At 56.8% G+C, this 17,734-nt stretch carries 24 protein-coding genes; 14 read left to right on the top strand and 10 right to left on the bottom strand.

Features of this window, described 5'->3' with window-relative positions; genetic code table 11:
- The first annotated feature begins 71 nt into the window (after positions 1-71).
- From P7A97_RS08030 to P7A97_RS08060, 7 genes are all read left to right on the top strand, one after another.
- Entirely contained in the window at positions 72-587 is a 516-nt protein-coding gene (locus P7A97_RS08030; protein ID WP_277689408.1) for a hypothetical protein, read from the top strand.
- Positions 588-1,103: 516 nt separating this feature from the next.
- On the top strand, positions 1,104-1,544 hold the full coding sequence (locus P7A97_RS08035) for a hypothetical protein (RefSeq protein WP_277689409.1): 441 nt from the start codon (positions 1,104-1,106) through the stop codon (positions 1,542-1,544).
- Positions 1,545-1,633: 89 nt separating this feature from the next.
- Entirely contained in the window at positions 1,634-1,885 is a 252-nt protein-coding gene (locus P7A97_RS08040; RefSeq protein WP_277689410.1) for a hypothetical protein, read from the top strand.
- Between the two features lie 298 nt (positions 1,886-2,183).
- Positions 2,184-2,435 (top strand): hypothetical protein, encoded by a 252-nt coding sequence (locus P7A97_RS08045; RefSeq protein WP_277689411.1) that lies wholly within the window; start codon positions 2,184-2,186, stop codon positions 2,433-2,435.
- A 14-nt stretch (positions 2,436-2,449) separates the two neighbouring features.
- Positions 2,450-2,740: a hypothetical protein gene (locus P7A97_RS08050; protein WP_277689412.1), complete on the top strand. Its 291-nt coding sequence runs from the start codon at positions 2,450-2,452 to the stop codon at positions 2,738-2,740.
- A gap of 29 nt (positions 2,741-2,769) precedes the next feature.
- Entirely contained in the window at positions 2,770-3,012 is a 243-nt protein-coding gene (locus P7A97_RS08055; RefSeq protein WP_277689413.1) for a hypothetical protein, read from the top strand.
- Between the two features lie 22 nt (positions 3,013-3,034).
- Complete coding sequence (locus P7A97_RS08060; RefSeq protein WP_277689414.1) at positions 3,035-4,126, top strand: hypothetical protein; 1,092 nt, start codon at positions 3,035-3,037, stop codon at positions 4,124-4,126.
- On the opposite strand, the gene P7A97_RS08065 is transcribed toward P7A97_RS08060, so the two are convergent.
- The 7 genes from P7A97_RS08065 to P7A97_RS08095 all read right to left on the bottom strand — a co-directional run bounded on the left by P7A97_RS08065 (position 4,094) and on the right by P7A97_RS08095 (position 7,112).
- Positions 4,094-4,396 carry a DUF1643 domain-containing protein gene (locus tag P7A97_RS08065; protein WP_277689541.1) on the bottom strand — a complete coding sequence of 101 codons (303 nt, stop codon included), beginning with the start codon at positions 4,394-4,396 and terminating at the stop codon, positions 4,094-4,096. The two genes, P7A97_RS08060 and P7A97_RS08065, sit on opposite strands and share 33 nt — an antisense overlap.
- A gap of 89 nt (positions 4,397-4,485) precedes the next feature.
- Positions 4,486-4,875 carry a helix-turn-helix transcriptional regulator gene (locus P7A97_RS08070; RefSeq protein ID WP_277689415.1) on the bottom strand — a complete coding sequence of 130 codons (390 nt, stop codon included), beginning with the start codon at positions 4,873-4,875 and terminating at the stop codon, positions 4,486-4,488.
- Between the two features lie 481 nt (positions 4,876-5,356).
- Positions 5,357-6,202 carry a hypothetical protein gene (locus P7A97_RS08075; protein ID WP_277689416.1) on the bottom strand — a complete coding sequence of 282 codons (846 nt, stop codon included), beginning with the start codon at positions 6,200-6,202 and terminating at the stop codon, positions 5,357-5,359.
- A 10-nt stretch (positions 6,203-6,212) separates the two neighbouring features.
- Positions 6,213-6,449 carry a hypothetical protein gene (locus P7A97_RS08080; RefSeq protein ID WP_277689417.1) on the bottom strand — a complete coding sequence of 79 codons (237 nt, stop codon included), beginning with the start codon at positions 6,447-6,449 and terminating at the stop codon, positions 6,213-6,215.
- 12 nt (positions 6,450-6,461) lie between these two features.
- A complete protein-coding gene (locus P7A97_RS08085; protein ID WP_277689418.1) occupies positions 6,462-6,647 on the bottom strand; it encodes a hypothetical protein in 186 nt (61 codons plus the stop codon).
- A gap of 37 nt (positions 6,648-6,684) precedes the next feature.
- Positions 6,685-6,891, bottom strand: coding sequence for a hypothetical protein (locus tag P7A97_RS08090; protein ID WP_277689419.1), 207 nt, complete (start codon positions 6,889-6,891; stop codon positions 6,685-6,687).
- Between the two features lie 38 nt (positions 6,892-6,929).
- On the bottom strand, positions 6,930-7,112 hold the full coding sequence (locus P7A97_RS08095; RefSeq protein WP_277689420.1) for a hypothetical protein: 183 nt from the start codon (positions 7,110-7,112) through the stop codon (positions 6,930-6,932).
- 517 nt (positions 7,113-7,629) lie between these two features.
- Between P7A97_RS08095 and P7A97_RS08100 the strand changes: the two genes are divergently transcribed.
- From P7A97_RS08100 to P7A97_RS08130, 7 genes are all read left to right on the top strand, one after another.
- Positions 7,630-9,219, top strand: coding sequence for a hypothetical protein (locus P7A97_RS08100; RefSeq protein WP_277689421.1), 1,590 nt, complete (start codon positions 7,630-7,632; stop codon positions 9,217-9,219).
- Between the two features lie 439 nt (positions 9,220-9,658).
- Positions 9,659-10,102 carry a hypothetical protein gene (locus P7A97_RS08105; RefSeq protein ID WP_277689422.1) on the top strand — a complete coding sequence of 148 codons (444 nt, stop codon included), beginning with the start codon at positions 9,659-9,661 and terminating at the stop codon, positions 10,100-10,102.
- Between the two features lie 76 nt (positions 10,103-10,178).
- Positions 10,179-10,757 (top strand): hypothetical protein, encoded by a 579-nt coding sequence (locus tag P7A97_RS08110; RefSeq protein WP_277689423.1) that lies wholly within the window; start codon positions 10,179-10,181, stop codon positions 10,755-10,757.
- The gene (locus P7A97_RS08115) at positions 10,754-10,927 is read left to right on the top strand and encodes a hypothetical protein (protein WP_277689424.1); all 174 of its coding nucleotides are present in this window, start codon (positions 10,754-10,756) and stop codon (positions 10,925-10,927) included. The genes P7A97_RS08110 and P7A97_RS08115 overlap by 4 nt, the downstream gene beginning before the upstream one ends.
- An 86-nt stretch (positions 10,928-11,013) precedes the next feature.
- Positions 11,014-12,102, top strand: coding sequence for a hypothetical protein (locus P7A97_RS08120; protein WP_277689425.1), 1,089 nt, complete (start codon positions 11,014-11,016; stop codon positions 12,100-12,102).
- 90 nt (positions 12,103-12,192) lie between these two features.
- Positions 12,193-12,489 carry a hypothetical protein gene (locus P7A97_RS08125; RefSeq protein ID WP_277689426.1) on the top strand — a complete coding sequence of 99 codons (297 nt, stop codon included), beginning with the start codon at positions 12,193-12,195 and terminating at the stop codon, positions 12,487-12,489.
- 176 nt (positions 12,490-12,665) lie between these two features.
- Positions 12,666-14,630, top strand: a complete 1,965-nt coding sequence (locus P7A97_RS08130) for a hypothetical protein (protein WP_277689427.1) — start codon at positions 12,666-12,668, stop codon at positions 14,628-14,630.
- Positions 14,631-15,008: 378 nt separating this feature from the next.
- Here P7A97_RS08130 and P7A97_RS08135 read toward each other — a convergent pair whose 3' ends face one another.
- From P7A97_RS08135 to csf2, 3 genes are all read right to left on the bottom strand, one after another.
- Positions 15,009-15,392 (bottom strand): hypothetical protein, encoded by a 384-nt coding sequence (locus tag P7A97_RS08135; RefSeq protein WP_277689428.1) that lies wholly within the window; start codon positions 15,390-15,392, stop codon positions 15,009-15,011.
- 613 nt (positions 15,393-16,005) lie between these two features.
- A complete protein-coding gene (locus P7A97_RS08140; RefSeq protein WP_277689429.1) occupies positions 16,006-16,683 on the bottom strand; it encodes a hypothetical protein in 678 nt (225 codons plus the stop codon).
- Positions 16,683-17,726, bottom strand: a complete 1,044-nt coding sequence (gene csf2 / locus P7A97_RS08145; protein WP_277689430.1) for a type IV CRISPR-associated protein Csf2 — start codon at positions 17,724-17,726, stop codon at positions 16,683-16,685. The genes P7A97_RS08140 and csf2 overlap by 1 nt, the downstream gene beginning before the upstream one ends.
- Between the last annotated feature and the right edge of the window lie 8 nt (positions 17,727-17,734).

Genomic DNA, 17,734 nt, shown 5'->3' on the forward strand with positions numbered 1-17,734 from the left:
CTCAAGGACTCTCTATGTCTACAACCGTTCTGATCGACAACTGCGTTTGGGACCTCCTATGGAGCCGGGGCGTGCAGCTCCGTGATGAGCAGGGAGGCGATCTGACCTTCACAGTCAGTCCATACGGGACACAAGAGATACCGCCGGCGGATCATCCCAACACGAAGGCTCGGGCGGTTGGCGACTACGCCAGGGAGCAGCTGGCCGAGCCGCAGGCCCAGGAAGCCACCTGGTTCTGCTTTGGGGACCTGGACGACCCTACAGCTGGTTCAGGCGGCTTCGGAGACCTGCAGGATGACGGTACCGTGGTCGGGGGTGGTTTCTTGACCTCGGCCGAGGGCCAGGACTTCCGTAATGCCAACCAGCACCGCATTGGCGGGGACTCGGGCACCAAGGTCACGAAGAGCGGATTGCTGAAGAATCAGACAGATGTCGACTATGGCGAGTGGTCGTTTGGCCTGCCAGTGGTGACGCTCAATGCCAAGGACTACAAGGGCGCCGGCCAGGTGATTGATCTGAGCAGCTGGTCAACGGGTAGCTTTGGCGACTTCATTCGCTCGCACCTCGCGGCGCCGGCCGCTACCTAGCCGGGCCGCCGAGCCTTAGGAGCGCCCAACAGAGCGGGGCATTGAGGGCTTCAAATGGCCGGCAGTACTTGGTCGAATGGGGTGCCTAGGTGCGACATTTCGCTAGACAGGTTGGGCCGAACCAAGCGCACTCTTCTGGCAAAGACGTTGAATCGCTTTCCGTACCGGTCGAACCTGACAATGTCGTTGGTCGACAAGGAAATCCCCCTTGGGCGGACATCCCTCGATCGGAAGTTAACGCGCTTTCCCATGTGGGTGACTATCTGACCGAATCCCTCTACAGGGCGGTAGTAGAGAACAGTCCCCTTCATCCCCTTGATGCAGAACATGCCTAGCAGCCTCCTCGATAACCAGTTCCCGATGCAGTCATGCTGTCATAAGCTGAATTTCTAAACGGCTTGGGTTTAGGCCCGAATCTGGCCCCGGCCGAGCAACCGGGATCTACCGCAATCCGGATGTCAGGTTGCATATTCAGAGCTGTTGGCATGATGGCGGCATCTGATGCGGAGATGCCCCATGAATACTGAGCATGCGAACCTGGTGATGTGCCCTGAGAACCTTCTGCCATGGGCGGTGATTAGTGAGGATCATCCAATGCTGGCGCTGCCTGAGGACGAATCTGTGGCAGCGCTGCGGGTCGGTATGACACCGGAGCAGCTGCAGGCGCAGATCAACAGGATCTTCAGCCTCGCTGAGCAGCGGCTTGAGTTCGGGATATGGGGGTTGCTGGGGTTGAAGACTCTCGATGGTGGCTATCCCTGCATCGACAGTGCAGCCGGTTCGGATGTGAGGCGCTGGATGCACGGGCACGAGCAAACCATGGTGCAAAGGCTGCAGCTGGCGCTTCCCTCCCAGGGAGAGCTGATTGATGCGGCGCGACAGCGCATTCAGGCGCGGATTTCAGCCAGAAAGCAGCGCAGGGCTATGAACGACTCGCCGGCGCCGGCTGGTTGCTGATGTAATGCCACGGCCAGGCCGGAATATGCCGTTGCGTTCCTCGCGCTCCGTGAGACGCTGCTCTCAGTACGTTTTCAAGGAACGCTGAGATGGGCAAGCACATTAGCAGCACCAAACTCACCGAGACACTGACACTCTCGGAGTGCAGCGACGGATTCTGGCTGTATGACGAGACTCGGGGCATGAATCTGAGCATGCGTGCCAAAACCCCACAGGACGCCTTCGTAGAGTGCATTTCCTACTATCAAGGTCGCCTTTCCAAAGTGGAAAATGAACATCGTGAACTGACTGCCAAGGTCGACGCCTTTGTGAGCCAGTTTGTCGAAGGCGGAGACGACTAGCGGCAGCGCCAGCAACGCCCGCAATTACTCTAGGCTGGGCGAGGCTGGCCGCATGAAGGAAAACGCAATGGATACGAGACTTTGGACAGTCGTCCGGTTCCCGGCAGGCGTATGGAGCGGCGGCGGAAGCCGGACCGACCCGGACTACTCGGGGTGTGAGGTTTACCTGATCACGGCTGAGAGTCTGGAAAAGGCCAAGAAGAAGGCCCAGGCTGTCCGCGCACGACTCGTGAAGAAGGGCAGTGACCTCCCAACCCAAGCCTCTCCCTACCAAGCAAGCTGATCTATGGAACCAACGATGACCGCTGAGGCTGATATTGATGTCACCCTGTTCGATCAGCCTTCGGGCAATGTTCGTGGCATGGTGACCGCTTTCGTGCCGATCAAGGGCAAGCAAAAGCGTATTGCGCACGCCACCCTCCTGGTCGGCAAGGCTCCGACTGTTTCTCTGGAAGTCCCGACAAAATTGCCCTTAGATCAGGTCGAGGCCGTAGCTATCGGTCTCACTGCCTTCGCCGCGAAGGTGATCGAGCTGACCCAAGAAAACTGATCAGAGATCTGAGCATGAGCCAATCCGCAAACCCGCGACTGTTCGTCGTAGCAAAGACCATCGGCGGCTACACCCGCGATAGCAAGGATGAAATTGAGGTCATCGGTGTCTTCGATGACGAAGAGGTCGCGGCCAAGGTCCGGCTCGCTTCTTCCGCCCAGATGTTTGAGATAGGCCTAAACACCCTGGCGGCAGGGCTGCTGGCGAATGCCGGCGAGCTGTTCGGCAAAGACAGCAAGGGCTTCCAGTACATGGCGTCGAAACTGACAGCTATAGAACCGGCAGCCCAAGACAAGATCGTCTAGAAAGCATCATACAGATTGATCGCCCGAATATGGTGTACCGCAACGGGCTGCTGGCTGAGCAGCATCGTGAGCGCGTGAACACCGTTCCGGTGCGCTACAAGCGCACATGGACTGTTCGCCGGGTGATCGAGCTGGAGGCGGGTCAGGTTGGCCTGTTCGACCAGCACTGCGTCATAACTGATGACGCGGGCAAGCGAGTCATTTACACCCACGCTGAAGAGCTCGGCGCGGGCCTGACAAAACACAAGGTCATTGCCATATTGGGGCAATGATCGAATCAAGGAAAACTCCGTCATGACGCAATTCATCGCAACCGATCACAAACTGGCACGCCTATGGGTCGATGCCTGCGGCAAGAGCCTGGGCATCGAGCGTGCCGAGGCCGCTGCGATGTATGCAAACATGTGTGGTTTTCGAACCTGGGATGCGGTTACGAATGCGATAGGGAGCAGGCAGCCCAGTGTTCCAGACGAACAGCTAGAAGTCCCAGAGTTGATGGCTCGACGGGAGAGCTACATCGCAGTGATGGTTGATGTATTTGCGCTCAACCCATCGATGGCTATCCATCTGGCCGCGAACCTCAGCCCTTCTAGCGGCATGGTGCCTAAGGCAATATCCATTGACCGGAGCGCCGTTCATTCTCCGTCCGAAGACGATGATATGAGCCTGTATATGCCGGGTATTGATGATCCCCGGGTAACCGACGCCATGCTCAAGGATTTGCTCAGTGGTATGCCAGGCCTCGAAGGCATCGATTTGGAAAACTTAACCGACCGGATGCGCATATCTCATCCGGTTGAGCAGGGGATTTTCTGGGACTACTACAGCGATATGGGCTTCGATCTGGACGAGGAGACCTATGTCGAAGAGTATGAATACGGATTTCCATCGTTCTTCATGCCGTGTAGCCCTGAAATATCCGAGCACGAAGAGGTGCCAGTCTTCCTGACCAGCCTTACCTATACGCCTCTAGATCACCGTGATCAGATGGCAGATGAGGTCCGTCGAGTGATGCTGGAGAGCGCCCTAGAGCATACTGGTCAGGATACCCTGCTCCTTTGCTGGGGGCAGATGCAGCAAAAGGAAATTGGGGGCAAACGTTTTACCTACGCTGGCCAGATTCATCATAAGGGGGCGTGGCACGATCTGCTCCTAAACCGATCGCTGGACTCCTTCGACAAGTTGCTGCACGCAGCAACGACTCTTCAAGACATAAACGAGCCTGGGCCAGAGCTTCAGGACAAGGGCTCGGAATGCGCGATTCGCTTCTTTATGGTGCAAACCCAATGCTCGAACAGCGCTGAGTTCTTCAAGGAATACACGGTGAACAGCATCGGGGGGCCCAGCGGATGGTCAGTGATGCTTCTTGGTAGCAAGTCCAAGTAAGCAGCATAGGCGCCGATGCTGAAGGCGGATGGCTCGTTGGGACCAATTACCCTGCAATCCTATGCAGGGCCCGCCTTCAGGCACCAGCACCAGCGTGCATTGTCCTCTGCTGCCAGGCATAAGCAACCGCGCTGCATGCCTGTTGCTGGCGCTGCCACGCCATTTCCGAACGGTTTGATCATCCTCAACAGCATCTGCCGTGCTCGGGTTGATACCGAAGTAGGCGATCACCTTGCTGTCCTCGAAAGGCCTGGTGCACTCGCGCTCCAGGCGATATCGGTCCGGGTAATCCGGTGAGAGATCCGGCCTGCTTGTCCTATGCGGACTCTACAACAGCCAGCAGAAGACCGCCGAGGCTGCTACCGAGCACCCTGGTGGACATTCTTGCTGGCCAGCAGGCGAGCAAACCGCTCAATCTCTACCAGGTCCTGGTCATCGAGCGATCCCGCCCGGTGAAGTTGATTGATGGAGAGCAAGGGCAAAGCAACTTCGTTGGTCTTTGCGGCCTCCATGGCTTCGACCGTCTCGCCGAACAGCAGGTATGCCACGGTCACACCCCACGCCGCTGCGATCTTCTCAGCGTTGCGCCTGGAGGGCTCAGATTCGCCGGTCACCCACTTATGCGCGGCGTGATCCGTGACGGCGCACAGGGCTGCAAGGCGTCGGGTCAGTCCACGACGAGGGATGCCACGTGCCTGGGCGGTTTCAATAAGCCTGATGGATACATCCGAAGGTTCTGAGATCGACACGAGCGCTCCAGTGGCCGGGTTCTGTTTCAGTGTTCTATGGGGTATCGCTGGATGAGGGGCGTGGCTCAATGCTGCGATTCTTGAGGATCACCGAGGGTATATCGGTTGAAGGGCGCCAGTTCTTTGCGCCAGGCCAGCGCCAGAAGGCATCAAACCGGTCTGCGATCTTGATCCAGACCACACGCTCGCTTCCTGGGTTACGGATCACGTGTGTTGTCCCCTCCGGAGCCTGTGACCAATCGGCCTCAGGCTTCGGGTGCCGGCGGTACTCTGTCCGCGCAGAGGGATGACCGTCGACGATCTGGAGGTCGACGACACGGCGCTGCAGCATGCCGGCGGCCTCCAACCGTGCACAACGGTAGGAGGGGCGTGCTATGGGAGCGTGCGCAACGTTGAACCACCCCGAGTCCGGAAGATCGTCCAGGGCGGCTCTATCGGCGTCTGTGAGTGGTTTTCTGGGTTGCATGGATGTCCCTATGGCCTACTCCGGCGTGTCCAATGCGGAATCTACAGCACCAGGTGGCGGAGCTAATAGAGCCGGGCCGCTGCCGGCAATGGCGGCCAGGACATTGGCCTCATCTCCGAAGAAAGCCTTGAAGCGCCGCCCCATCTCACACATGGCCATCATGCTCCCGTAGAAGAACTTCGAGGCCTCTTCGGTATAGGGCATCTGCCGGAGGTACTCAGGTGCCTTCGGCGCCGACAGGCCCGTGATGCCCGAAAGCTTCAATCCCCACTCACCCAGTGCCTGCTCCTGCTCGAACTGCGAGATGCGGCTCCAGACGACGGTGGCGCCACTTGGGCGGGTGTAGGTGATGCGCCGGTGGATCGCGGCATACATCCCAACAGAGAAGTGCTGGGCGGTTTGGGTCGCGCTGATGGTGGTTCCGCTTTTCAGCTTGTGATCATCCCAGTTGCCGCCAGCCCCATTCGGGAGGCGCTCAGCGGCATCGGGCATGGCGCCGTTAGCGGTAATGGTGCCGTCCGGGTTGAGCCAATAGCTGACCTCGGAAAACCAGTCGTAGCAGATGACCAGTTCGGTGGTCACCACGGCCTTGTGGTGCTGCTTGTGCGCCTCGTCGACGAAGCGCAGCAGCTCGGCAAGGGACGGGGCATAGGCGCGGTGGTTGACCTTCAGTTTGTGGACGTACAGCGAAGGGCTGGCCTTTCCGCCTTCCGTGCTGACCGTTCTCAGAGCATCGAGGAGAAAGTCCGGAACGGTGCAGCTGAACTCGCCGTCAGTACTGACGTGAATTTCACTCTCGAACTGGTGCGGGTGCCCATCTTCGGTGCGGGTCGAGAACGTGTGGTTTCTCAGTTTCGGCATGGCTTTGACCTCAGACAGAGCAGTTGAGGCCGCACACCATCAGGCGGGCCTCCTTATCACGTGCGGCCTGCAGGGCCTGCTCATGGTCGCTGTAGCTAACTTCCCCCACTGGGGAAACGTTGCCTGCGCCATCGCTAACGTAGGCCCACCAACAGCCATCAACGTTGACCGCAATCGGTGTGCCAGCATCGAGATCCAGCAGCTCTTTGCTGTCTTGGTGCTCGCTGAGAACAACTCCATTTTTCATGCTCGTTTTCCCTCAACCTGCCAGTGGCAGGCGGTTGTTCAATTCAAGCAGCTTCTGATCGTAATCCTCGACCAGCTCGCTGTACTCCTTCGACTCCCAGCTTTCGAGACCACCTGCACCCAGCACCGCAAGGCAATGATCTTTCTGGCCCTGAACCGAGAGGATTTCGTCAGCGATAAGCTGCTGGTAGTGGTTCATGGCTTTAACCTTGATCAGATGAAGGTGACGGTCAAACTCAGCAATGAACCCAGCGCCCTGCGATGTTCTGCACAACCACAAAGGTGCTAAAGGGCTTCAATGCCGCCACCGCTTCGTCGCGGGTTGGAAAACCGCTACTGGCAAGCAGGTCAACCTGGCCGCTCGCGATGGTGTCGGCAATCATTGCTGCAGTTTCGGCATTCGCTTCGTTGAGCATCCGTTGCAGCGCCGGGTGAATGTTCATTTGTAGACTTCTCGGTGATTCGATATGGGCTCAGCGTCTCACGGGTCGCCGGAAGCGCAAGCCCTGCTGTAAAGGGCGTTCTTCGCCTCAAGCAGTTCATGCCCGTTGCCGTCCGAGGCCTCATAAAGCGCAGAAAGTAAGCCCGCCGCATTGCCCAGGGTATCCAGCTCGTCGGCGCTGATATGGACGGATGCGCCTTTCTCGCGCTTCGCGGTGTTCATTGGCGATTTACCTTCGGGTCTGGCGACGGAAAGGTCTCAAGGGTGACCGGCTCGCCTGGGGTTCTGAGAAGCCGTACTGGGAGGCCTCGCGCCGCATCGGCATAGCCAAGGCGGGCGATGCGCTGTGCTCGATACACAAGACCCATAGGATTGGGCCAGCATCGACCGGCCTCATAGCGCTTCCGTCCGGCCATGTAGGGGACTTCGATGTGCAGTGAGTCCAGGCCGGCGTTCTCTGCGCGGAGGCGGGCGATGTAGCGCTCTAGTAGGTCGGCACGCATGGTGTGTCTCTGGTACTGAATGCCTGCAGAGTCGCACGAAGGTGATGAACCGCAACCCGTGATTAGGGGCCAGCTGAGGGGCGGAACTGAATAGGGATGCTCCAACCAAAAGTTGATTAAGGCTCTATAGTCGGAAAGTGGATTAAATGTATCCTACAGATTGTGGTGCGGCGACTGACCGCTCGCTGTAATTTTTATGTATAAATTTCGGGGCGTTGATGAATATGAGAAGGCCGTTGCCGCTATCTACAGATGATTTTAAATCAGGTCGATTCGAAGCGCTTGCTGATCATGTTAGAGCTGAGTGGCCGTTTAACAATCGTCCAACCCGCGAGTCAGTGTTAGATATTGTTGCTTATTGCTTGGGTTACAGCGACTACTCTGATGCTAGGAGTCAAGCAACTGAAGTGGCTGTGGTTAGTAATGATTATGTCATTGATGAGCTTGATATTTCGAATCGATTTGAGAGTCTTGGATTTGCACCTAAAGAGCCCGAGCTCGGTAGTCCAGAGCGGCCATATAGCATGGACGAATTCTTCTCTTGCAGATTTATGAGAACGAACATTGCCTCCGATAAATTTGTTGAGTCATGGCCAATAAATATGGTGGGGAGGTGGAATTATAGTGGGTCCCCAGTTGACTTCGATCGCGATTTCATTGCTGATCATGAGGAGTTGTTTTCGAGGCTGTGGATGTTTGATTCCAGGGAGTATTCCGGGTTCCAGGAAGTGACGAAGAATAATAAGTCAGCGGCATCGGTTGCTGCTTCTTTGATAGTTGGCTTGTCCGTCGAGACTATCAGCGGGATGAAAATTTCAGACGTTATTGACGCTGAAATTGCTGAGGCTCTTTTTCAGGATGTCATGCCACTTTTGATAGGCGGGATCTTCACTGTCAGCATTAATGACATTGTTGTATTAACCAATCAAACCGGTAACAGCATGCGCGACCTCTGGGAGATGCCAAGGAATGAAGCTAGTTTCCCCTCCCTATATCAGCACATGCGCAAAGTGATGACTGAATGCTTGCTGGAACGCAGGCTGTTGGATTTGTTCATGGTTTCACGGGAAGAGAACGGTTGGTACACAGAGATGCGCGGGTTTAATTCAGCGCTGCCTTGCATGGAAGTTGAAGTTCCGGAAGGCAAGTTTCTGATGCAGGTAGATCGAAATTATCTTGAGTGTGAATATTTTCGAAGCTATATGTGCCTGGCACAACTTCAAGATACAACTGGTAAGGTTATCGCTAGGTTCGGAGGGACATATTTGGCCGGACCAGCAAATAAAGATATTGCAGGCTTTGATATGATATCTGCGCTCGATGAAGTCTGCGACGATGATGTCGAGGTTGGCGATATGGTTCTGTCGCTGATTCAGATGGACCTTATGTCAGACGTAGATGATGAGTTTTTCGATGATGAGGAAGTTGAGCTAATAGAGAAAAGCTCTATAAATGCAAACCTTATTTTTTGTGACGGAAACCTGCTAATTGTTAGTGCTTGGGAGCGCTCTCCTGAGTCGGAAAAAGGGTGTGGAATTATTCTCCTGAATTATTGCGTTCATGCTCTTAAAAAGAAATTCAGGAGAAATATGAGTGTTGCGTGCATCCTTGACCCTGCACAGTACGGTCTGAGCAGTCAAAAGGTTGAAGTGTTAGAAGAGCAGCGGCGGAAGGACATGGGCAAAATCCACGCACACTTGATGAATCTTGAATTTACCGATTTTGTTCCCCGTGTTTATGCAGCAGGGAGAGTGCACAGCGATGGGCCTTCTACCTTTTCCAAGTATTGCGGCGAAGCCTACATCGGTGACGAGAGCTGTAGGTAAGCCATCCGCTACGGACATTCTGGACACAGTGCCGTCTTCGGCCGGCGCCATTTCCGCCCCGTTGCGGTAGCAGAGTGTCCGCACTCCAGGGCGCACAGCCAGCCTTGCTTGCTGTGGTCACCCACCGGTAGAGGGGTGCCGAGCACTTTCCGGCGTTTGCGTGGTTTGGTGGCGCAGTCCATGGCGATTCTCCTGCCGGCGGTGCCGGACTTGTGAAGGGTAGGGTAAGCATCAAGGTCGCCTAAGGCGCCCTATATGCAACCTCCTGGGAGGCTACCCAACGAGCCACGCAGTCGCTAAACTGGGGCCAGTCTCCTCATTCATCACTCATGGTTGACCATGAGTGTGATACCCAGCTGGTGGTCACCAGCACTTCCAAACCCTCGCGGGCCAATCCCGTCTGGGATTGCTCCGCGGTCAAAAACCCAAGGAGCACACCATGTTTAATCGCACCATCACCATTTCCCTGACTGGTCAAACAGAGTCTGACGTTGATGACGCTTTCGAAGAAGCGATTACTCGACTGAAGGCAGGTAATGTCAGCGGCAGTGATCAAAACAAGACTTCGAGCTTTTCCTTTGAGAACGTTCCTACCGAAGAGGTTTCCTCTAAAGCGGATGAAGTTTCCGAAGGTGCACAACTGCTCGTAAGTCTCGACGGTGGCCAGACCTTCCAGCCGGCGCCCTCCGGTGTGCGTCTGATCTTCCCTGATGTCGAAGTGGACGATGAAGACGGTCCGACCGAGTTGCACCTCAATGCAACTCAAGAAGGCCTGATCAGCGATCTCTACACCACTCGGGGCGAGCACCTGGATCACATCATCGGCACCGACTCCCAGTTGGTCTCCGATATCGTTGAACGCCTGGTTACCCTCGGCGCTTAAACCACACCTTAAAACCCCATGCGGGGCAATCTCCGCACGGGGATTGCTCCGCGCACACTATGCAAAGGAGTACACCATGAATAACGCAGCTATCGGCTTCATCCGCTTTCCTGAAGGCCAAGTCTTCATGATCAATGACCAGAAGGTATTCAGTGGCACCGTAGTTGTACCCAATTACGAGGGCTTCGATTCTGAGTCCCGCTTGGACGCAATCGCTGAAGCTGTATCTCCGGGCTTTGTCGGTCTGAGTAGCTTCTCTTTCCGCTACCTGGGTGATGACCATGTGTCAGTAACCTGTGTTGCGGGCGAGCTACCGGACGATCCGGAAGAGTGGGGGGAAGAGGGCTGTGAGCTGCTCACCGCTGATTCCCCCGCGTTGCGCGAGTTGCTGAAGGCGCAATATGGCCTCAGTGACCTCGAAGTCGATCACGCGCTCGCCAGTCTCGGGAACGAGTATGGTGATGAGTGTGTGAATCAAAACGTTGGTTCTGCCCGCCAGGTCCGAACCCCGGCCCATCCCTGCGAGTGCGAATATGTTCGCGTCGTTGTGGATGGTCTGGAGATCGCCTATTGGGTCTCTGACGAATGGGCTGATGATCCAGAGAACGTGATGGGTGCGATTTTTGGCGCTTTCCATGGAGGCGCCCGGAAATGAACCCTGAACCTAAGTTGCAGATCGCAAAGTACTTCGCCTGCGGCGCTGTAGCTGTATTTGTCCCCGATTGCGGCGGCTCATACGACCTCTATGCGAACGACGACTGCGAAGAACACCTGGGCAATGTTTGCTCTCTGTCTGAGGCAGAGCGCTTTCTGGCCGAGCTGTAATTTCCCGACTGTTTCATAAGCCACACCCACCCTCGCGGGCCAATCCCGCCAGGGGTTGCTCCGCGATCACTATCTAGGAGCAACACATGAAAACTCGCATTCTCTTCAGCTTCACCGAGTCCGTTATTCCGCCGCGTTGCCGCAAGTCGCGGCTCGTGACGCGTAACGACGGCGAGGTGGATGTAGAGATCACCGAACTGAGCAGTGAACAGGCGCCCGTAGCGATCCGCGCAAGCGGTACCACCCTCACTCGCGATCTGGCTTTTGCCTACGATCTGCGCTGGTGGGGTGGTCAGCTCTGGACTCCTGTGTCCCTGGACTCGAATGGTGAGCCCCGTGGCCGCACCTCTGGCCAAGACAACTGCGATTGGCCGGCTCTGCCGGAGGTCCTCGATCTTCGGCAAGGTGGACGTAACCAGTGCTACACGTACGAGTTCTACAGCACGTTCGGTAGCAATCCCCGTGAAGAGGTTGAGGCTGAGATTCAGGCCTTCGCCAAGCGGCATGTTGTCATCGACGGCATTCCTCATCGTGTCGCGCCTGAACCACGCTATGTGGTGATGACCTTCGGGCTTGGCTCGAACCACGGTGGAACTGCAGTGATGGTCGACAGCCACTTCAACTCCAACATCCGGACCGAAAGCTACTTCGGTTTGCTGGAGCTGGAGGCGGCCCTGGCCTACGCAACGAAAATTGCGGAAGAGCGGCGCGATACCAAGAACCTTCCCATGCAGTACCACGGGACGAAGTTCGATGTGCTCATGCCCGAGGTGGTGACGGTTCGCAATCCTCTGGTGCAGAAGTCGCAGCTGTTTTGCGAGTTCGGTACCGCGCCTGAACAGGCGCTTGCAGGCTATCGCCTGACAGGCACTGTGGTTGGGACTGAGGAGGAACTGCTGCAGCGCTACGAGTCGAAGGACGTTCGTCTTGTTCGAAGCCCTGGTGGCCCCGACGAGGACGGCAAGCATCAGTTCGGCTTGATGGTCATGCAGCCTGTCCGCCAGATGCGCTGTGCCTGTTGTGGCGGCTCTACTCGCGGCCGGCAGTGGCACAACCAGGACACTGGTTGGGGTCTTTGCACTTCCTGCGTCGACTACTGCAAACCGCGCTTCCAGAACGGTGAGTTCGAAAGGACTTACGGTGCACGAGGCGTTCACTTCGACATCCCGGCGTAACTGCTGGGCTGTCATGCCATAAGCAACATCAACCCGCCTGGGCTCCCATCCCAGGTGGGGTGGGGTCTGGGCTAATGCTTGGAGTCCACTATGCATGTAGCAACACAGCAAATGGTTGCCAACCCCTGCCGCCACGAGATCCACCTCAATGGTGAACGTCTCACCGGCGGTGATCAGAAGTCGGTAGCCGTTGTATGGAACAACCTCACTGGAAAGAACCTTCTGACGCTGGTGCCCAAGGATGATGAGTCGCAAGACCATCACCTGCAGTACCTGAAGATGATCGAAAGGCTCTGGTCGTGCTCGATCACCAATGGCTCTGTCATCACCTTGTGTGATGAGCAAACAGGCCATGTGCTCGACAAGGCCACCATCCAGTTCTCGTAGTTAAGAAACCCGGCTTCGGCCGGGTTTTTTTATGCCTGGTGATTTGATGAGTCGCCGAAGAAGGCAGTTCGACCCATTTATGGGGGCCGAATTGACCTCAGTGCAGGCAACGCTGGCCGTACTGTTGGAGTGAAGAAACTCATATCGAAGGCCAGCGGGGCCCGGGGGAAGCCGAAATGAATGACATGACTCATCCTGCCAGTAACCAGTCGCTCTCGCGTGTAGACGGGGTTATTCAGGGAGACAGTACAAAGTTGCTTTCCTTCTCGTATCCGCTGTCCTTCACGGCGAAGGAAACAGGCTCAGCAGCATGGGCAGCCTGGTATGGCTCCAACCAAAAGGTTGCGAGCATTGTTGAGCTCCTAGCTAAGGCTCGGATTTCAGCTCTCGGTGATTCGCGCTCCTTTGGTCAGCTGCAACCGTGGCAACTGCTTTCTAGTTGGTTCAGCAATCCAGTCTGTGTAGAGGCGATAACCAAGGCCGTGCCGGAGGCGGATTCAAAAGTTTTCCCCCAGGGCCGCATTCATAACCATCTGCAGCACCTTGTAGGTGACAAGCTGATAGGTATTAAGGCTCTAGTCGAAGAGAAGCCGATAACGGACGTTGCCAATGCAGTCATCGCGGCTTTGCCAGTCGGACGTACCTATATCGACCAAGGGATCATTGATCGAGATGAGGCCGCTTCAATTTTGATTTTGTTGGCGCTGGCGGGTCATAGAGAAACCTTGCCCCTTGGTTCTCCAGACCGATTCCGCTGCGATATGGCTATGGAATGTTTTCTGACTCGCTTGGAAGATAGTCCATGGATCCTCCTGTTCTCCAAAGAGCTCCATGAGTGCGCAGGAGCTCGGGTTGAAGAGGGTGATGTAGAGCCGAAATTGCCGAGATATTGTGAACAGGCCGATGAACTCCCGAAGAAACTGATTGCCCTCGAACGAAGCCTTCTCGTAGCGCGTCCGGACTCCCATGCGCTCTCTAATCTTGCCTGGGCTTACATTGAGAATTCAGCCTCCGTGAAGTGGGAGCGACTGATTGAAGCGCTGACTGCCCACTCCGTTACCGTTGAGATGGAGATTGATAGCCGAGCACTGCCGCGTGACCTATTTGCTGTGAAGTTACCAGCGCTTCAGCCCACCGCGGAGGGTGCGCAGCTACTGCGCGATATCATCTCCCGCTCTTGCCTTCAGACTGAACCTGATGCATTTGATGGGCGGGCGCAGAAGCGCTTGGCGGGAGTCCGCGGGGTCCAGATGCAGATCCAGCGCATTGGGAACGAGCTCACCGCAGGCGGCATGCTAAAGCTGGCAGAGCTCGCCGAACGTGGACGGGATGAGATCCTGGCGAGCAGAGAGTGGTTTGCTCAAGAGCTGAAGACCTACGAGGCCGAGGCTCAGCTTTGGAAGCAGTTCTTTGCTGACTGGTCGGCGCTTAGCCGAACTGAGGCCGCAGGCCGCAAGAATGCACGTGAACCGGAGAACGTGCAGAAGGTTGAAGCCCCTTCTTCAGATTCGAAGCTACTTGATGACTTGCGTGGCGAGCTGGCGAAGGCCGTGGAGCGCAACGACGTAGTCAGCGAGGAACTGAAGGTCGCACGAGCTGAGGTGCACCGTCTGAAGTTGGCGCTGGAGTCCAAGCAGGCTTTACAAAGCCCCACGAACTCGCCGGCGGTAGATACGGCGCTTCTACACCGAGTAGTGACCCGCAAGGGGTTGTCGCCCACTGACGTGCTCGCCTATATCGAGCATGCATCGCCAGACCGTGTCGAGATCTTGGATTCGGCTTGGAAGTCTGCCAAAGCTGCTGAGCACTATGCCTATCCGGAGCGGATGCTTGAACTGCTCGACATCCTGGTCAATCCCTACTTTGAGTCTCTGGCTGCAGGAAAACCGGATGCGGTAGCACGGGAAGTTTTCGGTAATGCCTACTCGGCGAAGGAGTCGAAGACTACCCTCGCCACCCACCGGCTGCGGGCAAAACGCGAATTCGACTACCGCGGGAAGAGGATGGTGTTCGAGAAGCACCTGCGGGTAGGTGGCGGCGTTGGTGCACGCGAATGCATGCGAATCTACTTCCAGATCATCGACGGCAAGGTAGTCATCGCCTACGCCGGTGAGCATCTGGAGGTCATTACGACTAACTGATGAGGCTGTCGAGAAGGCCCCTCAGACAAGTAGTTGACATCCTCCCCCACCTTCGCGGTGTCCGCTCAGGAAGGGGATTCCTTTACAGGCGTTAGCCGATTGCTCGGCTAACAGGTTCCTGCTGCTGACGGCATTACCGCACCGTTCACTTCACAGGCGAACCGGGCTAAGTCCAGCCCTTCGTTGCTCAGGTGTGCCTCGCCACGGCGCAGGGCGTGCGCAGGGAGTGGGCCGGCATCGGTGGCACGCTCGATGGCCTCCGATTTGGACTGGATGCGTGCAGCACGCAGGACGCTTACCCATTCGCGCAGCTGGCGCCGGCGGTAGGCGACAATCCGCAAATGGGCGGAATTGCCAATCGCTATCTAACCGGCCCTATCAGGCCTCCAAGACTTCAGCGCTAGGAATGCCATCTGCCTGCAGGCCACAGCCCTCCAGCGCCAGCTGCTCAAGCAATAGATCCTCTGCTGCCGGTAAGTCGCTTTTGAAGGCGTTGAGTCGGCGCTGGATGCGCTGAAGGGCGCGGAAGTGGTCATCGCCCTTCAGTTCCCAGCCGAGAAGGCGGACCAGGGCGTGGATGACCTGCTGCTCCAACGCCTTACGTTCTGTCCGGAACCGGCCGATCGAGGTGGGCGTCACCGGTGCCAGAGGGCCGACCAGGCGCCAGCCACCTGTCTCCACCTGCCGGGCCGAGACGCCGGCCCGTACCTCGGCCAGAACCCTCTCCACACGGTGAGGGTCGACGAAGTGCTCATGAGGCATATTTAGACTCGCTTTTAGGCTAGGACATCAGACCTAGCCCCTACACATTGATCGAAATCACCCCCGCATACGCGGGGAATACGAAGACAGCCTTGCAACCTGCGATGAAGTTTGCCGTTCACCCCCGCCTCCGCGGGGAATACCCTATGTCCGCAAACATCCTGTATGTCGTTGCCCGTTCACCCCCGCCTACGTGGGGAATACTAATGGCCATTGAAGCGTGACAGCAGAAGTAACCGTTCACCCCCGCTTGCGCGGGGAATACGGCAGAGCAGAAATACAGCAAGAGTTTTTCGGCCGTTCACCCCCGCATGCGCGGGGAATACGTACTGCAGCGCCGTCAACAGTTCACAGAAGTACCGTTCACCCCCGCCTACGCGGGGAATACGCGCATTTACGGTTGAAGAGTTGGTCGCAGAGCCGTTCACCCCCGCCTAAGCGGGGAATACATGCGATGCCGGTTTTGATTTCACAGAAGTAACCGTTCACCCCCGCCTACGCGGGGAATACGCAACTCACCCAGTTCGCCCATACAGAAGTTACCGTTCACCCCCGCATGCGCGGGGAATACACATAGATCTAGGGTGTCCCAATAATCAGCAATATGTAGTAGCTATTCCCCTTGTCTAAGTTCGGTAGGTACTAATACCGGTTGATGGAGTGTCCGATCCCAGTACGGTCCGCGTAGGGATGCCATCACCTTGGCGTAGTCCCCGGCAAGCAGCTGCGGATCACTGTTCTCAGGCATAGCTCTTAGGGACCAGTCGCACTCATTTTCGTCGATGACCTCGACAGAAACGCCTGCAACCTGCCCACTCCCAACACCTCGGCGCCCCCCGACCTGCCGGCAGTGGGACAGTAGTTCGGCGATACCCGCTTGCTCGCCAACGCAGTAAGCAGTGAGGGTCGCCCAAATGACTGGGTATTGGTAAATGGAAGTCTTAAACGGACCGCCAGCAATGTTTGGTTTCGCCGCTCGCAGCAGTAGAAAGCCCTCATCACGGTGCTTTGCCGCCGTTGTGATGTTGAGTCGCCCCGTCTGCATCGAATTCTGCGATTCAAGCTCCCTGGCGTAAGTGAATGCGGAAGCCTTGAACACCCAATCACCCTCGCCGGCGCTGTACTTATCCAGGGGCAGGTCATGATGGTAGTCCCTAGGGTTTATGCCTTCGCCAAACTCCGCCCTGGCCTGCTCCACACGAAGGGCGCCGAGCAGGGCGTCCAGGTGGAACAGGTCACCAGGTTCGACCATCGGGGTGCTCAGTCGGATGGTGACCTTCAAGAAGTCCATCAAGCCTCCTTGGCACTTGCAGCAAACTGCTCAAACTCCGCCTTGCTGAGGCTGTCGAGTTCCTCGGCGATCGCGTCGAAGTAGGGGGTAAGGTCCTGGCCGGAGAAGGAGTTTTGGCTCCAGATTTGCTGGCCATTCAGGGTTACGCCATCAATGACAAAACGGCCGTAGTCTTTAGCGTGTCCGCCGGCAATTCGTAAGTTGGTGATGTTCGACAGGGCAAGAAGAATGAGCCCTACCTGGGCCTTGGTAGGCTGATCGGCGTTGATGCGCCAGAGCCATTTCACACCGCCAATAACGACTTCGTGTGCGTTGAACGCATTGAGTCCACGCTTGGACTCGCTGGCCTCACCAGGCTCCTCGCCGCCTTCCTTACCAGCCTTCGCCTTTTTGGCCTTGGTCGTCGCCAGCAGGTTGGTAATCCAGTTATTGGCGGCCTGTGCCCCACCTTCAATGACCGCGGCATCCTGTGCTTCACCCAGCGCAAGCACCGGGTCGTTGCGCCGTGTCCAAACCACGTCGGTGATCTGGCCGCTGACAGAGTCGTTGATGTAGTCGGAGCCGATGATGCGTTCGGAATTGCCGTGGATCGGGTACAGGGTGTCGACCATGAGGCGGCCCTTGAGCATACGGGGGCCGCCACCGAAAAGGCCGATGAATGGGTGGGAGCGCAGCGCAACGGTTTCATCGAAGCTACTCGGAACGCCATCAGGGTTGCCCGTGGCGCTGCCTGAATATGCGGCAGCGTAAGCCCCGATGCTCAGCTGAGCAGCTTTATCGAGCAGGGCAGGCTGAATCACGTACTCCAGCATGGTTCGACGGAGGAGGTTGCGCATGGTGTTGCCCGGCACTACCGGAAGATGAACCGGCTTTGCGACCCCGTTCGAGTCTTCTGCCACCACTTTCAAGGTGCGGGCGCGAGTCACCGGGAACCGCGGCTTATCCAGCGAGGGGTTGAAGGTGCCATCGAGGCCGATGTAAGCGCCTTCAGGGGACGCAGAGAAGATCGGAGTGATGTTGCGAATGATGACTTCGATTTGCATGTGGTTGT

It is taken from the genome of Pseudomonas sp. GOM6, from assembly GCF_029537485.1.
Taxonomy (GTDB): domain Bacteria; phylum Pseudomonadota; class Gammaproteobacteria; order Pseudomonadales; family Pseudomonadaceae; genus Aquipseudomonas.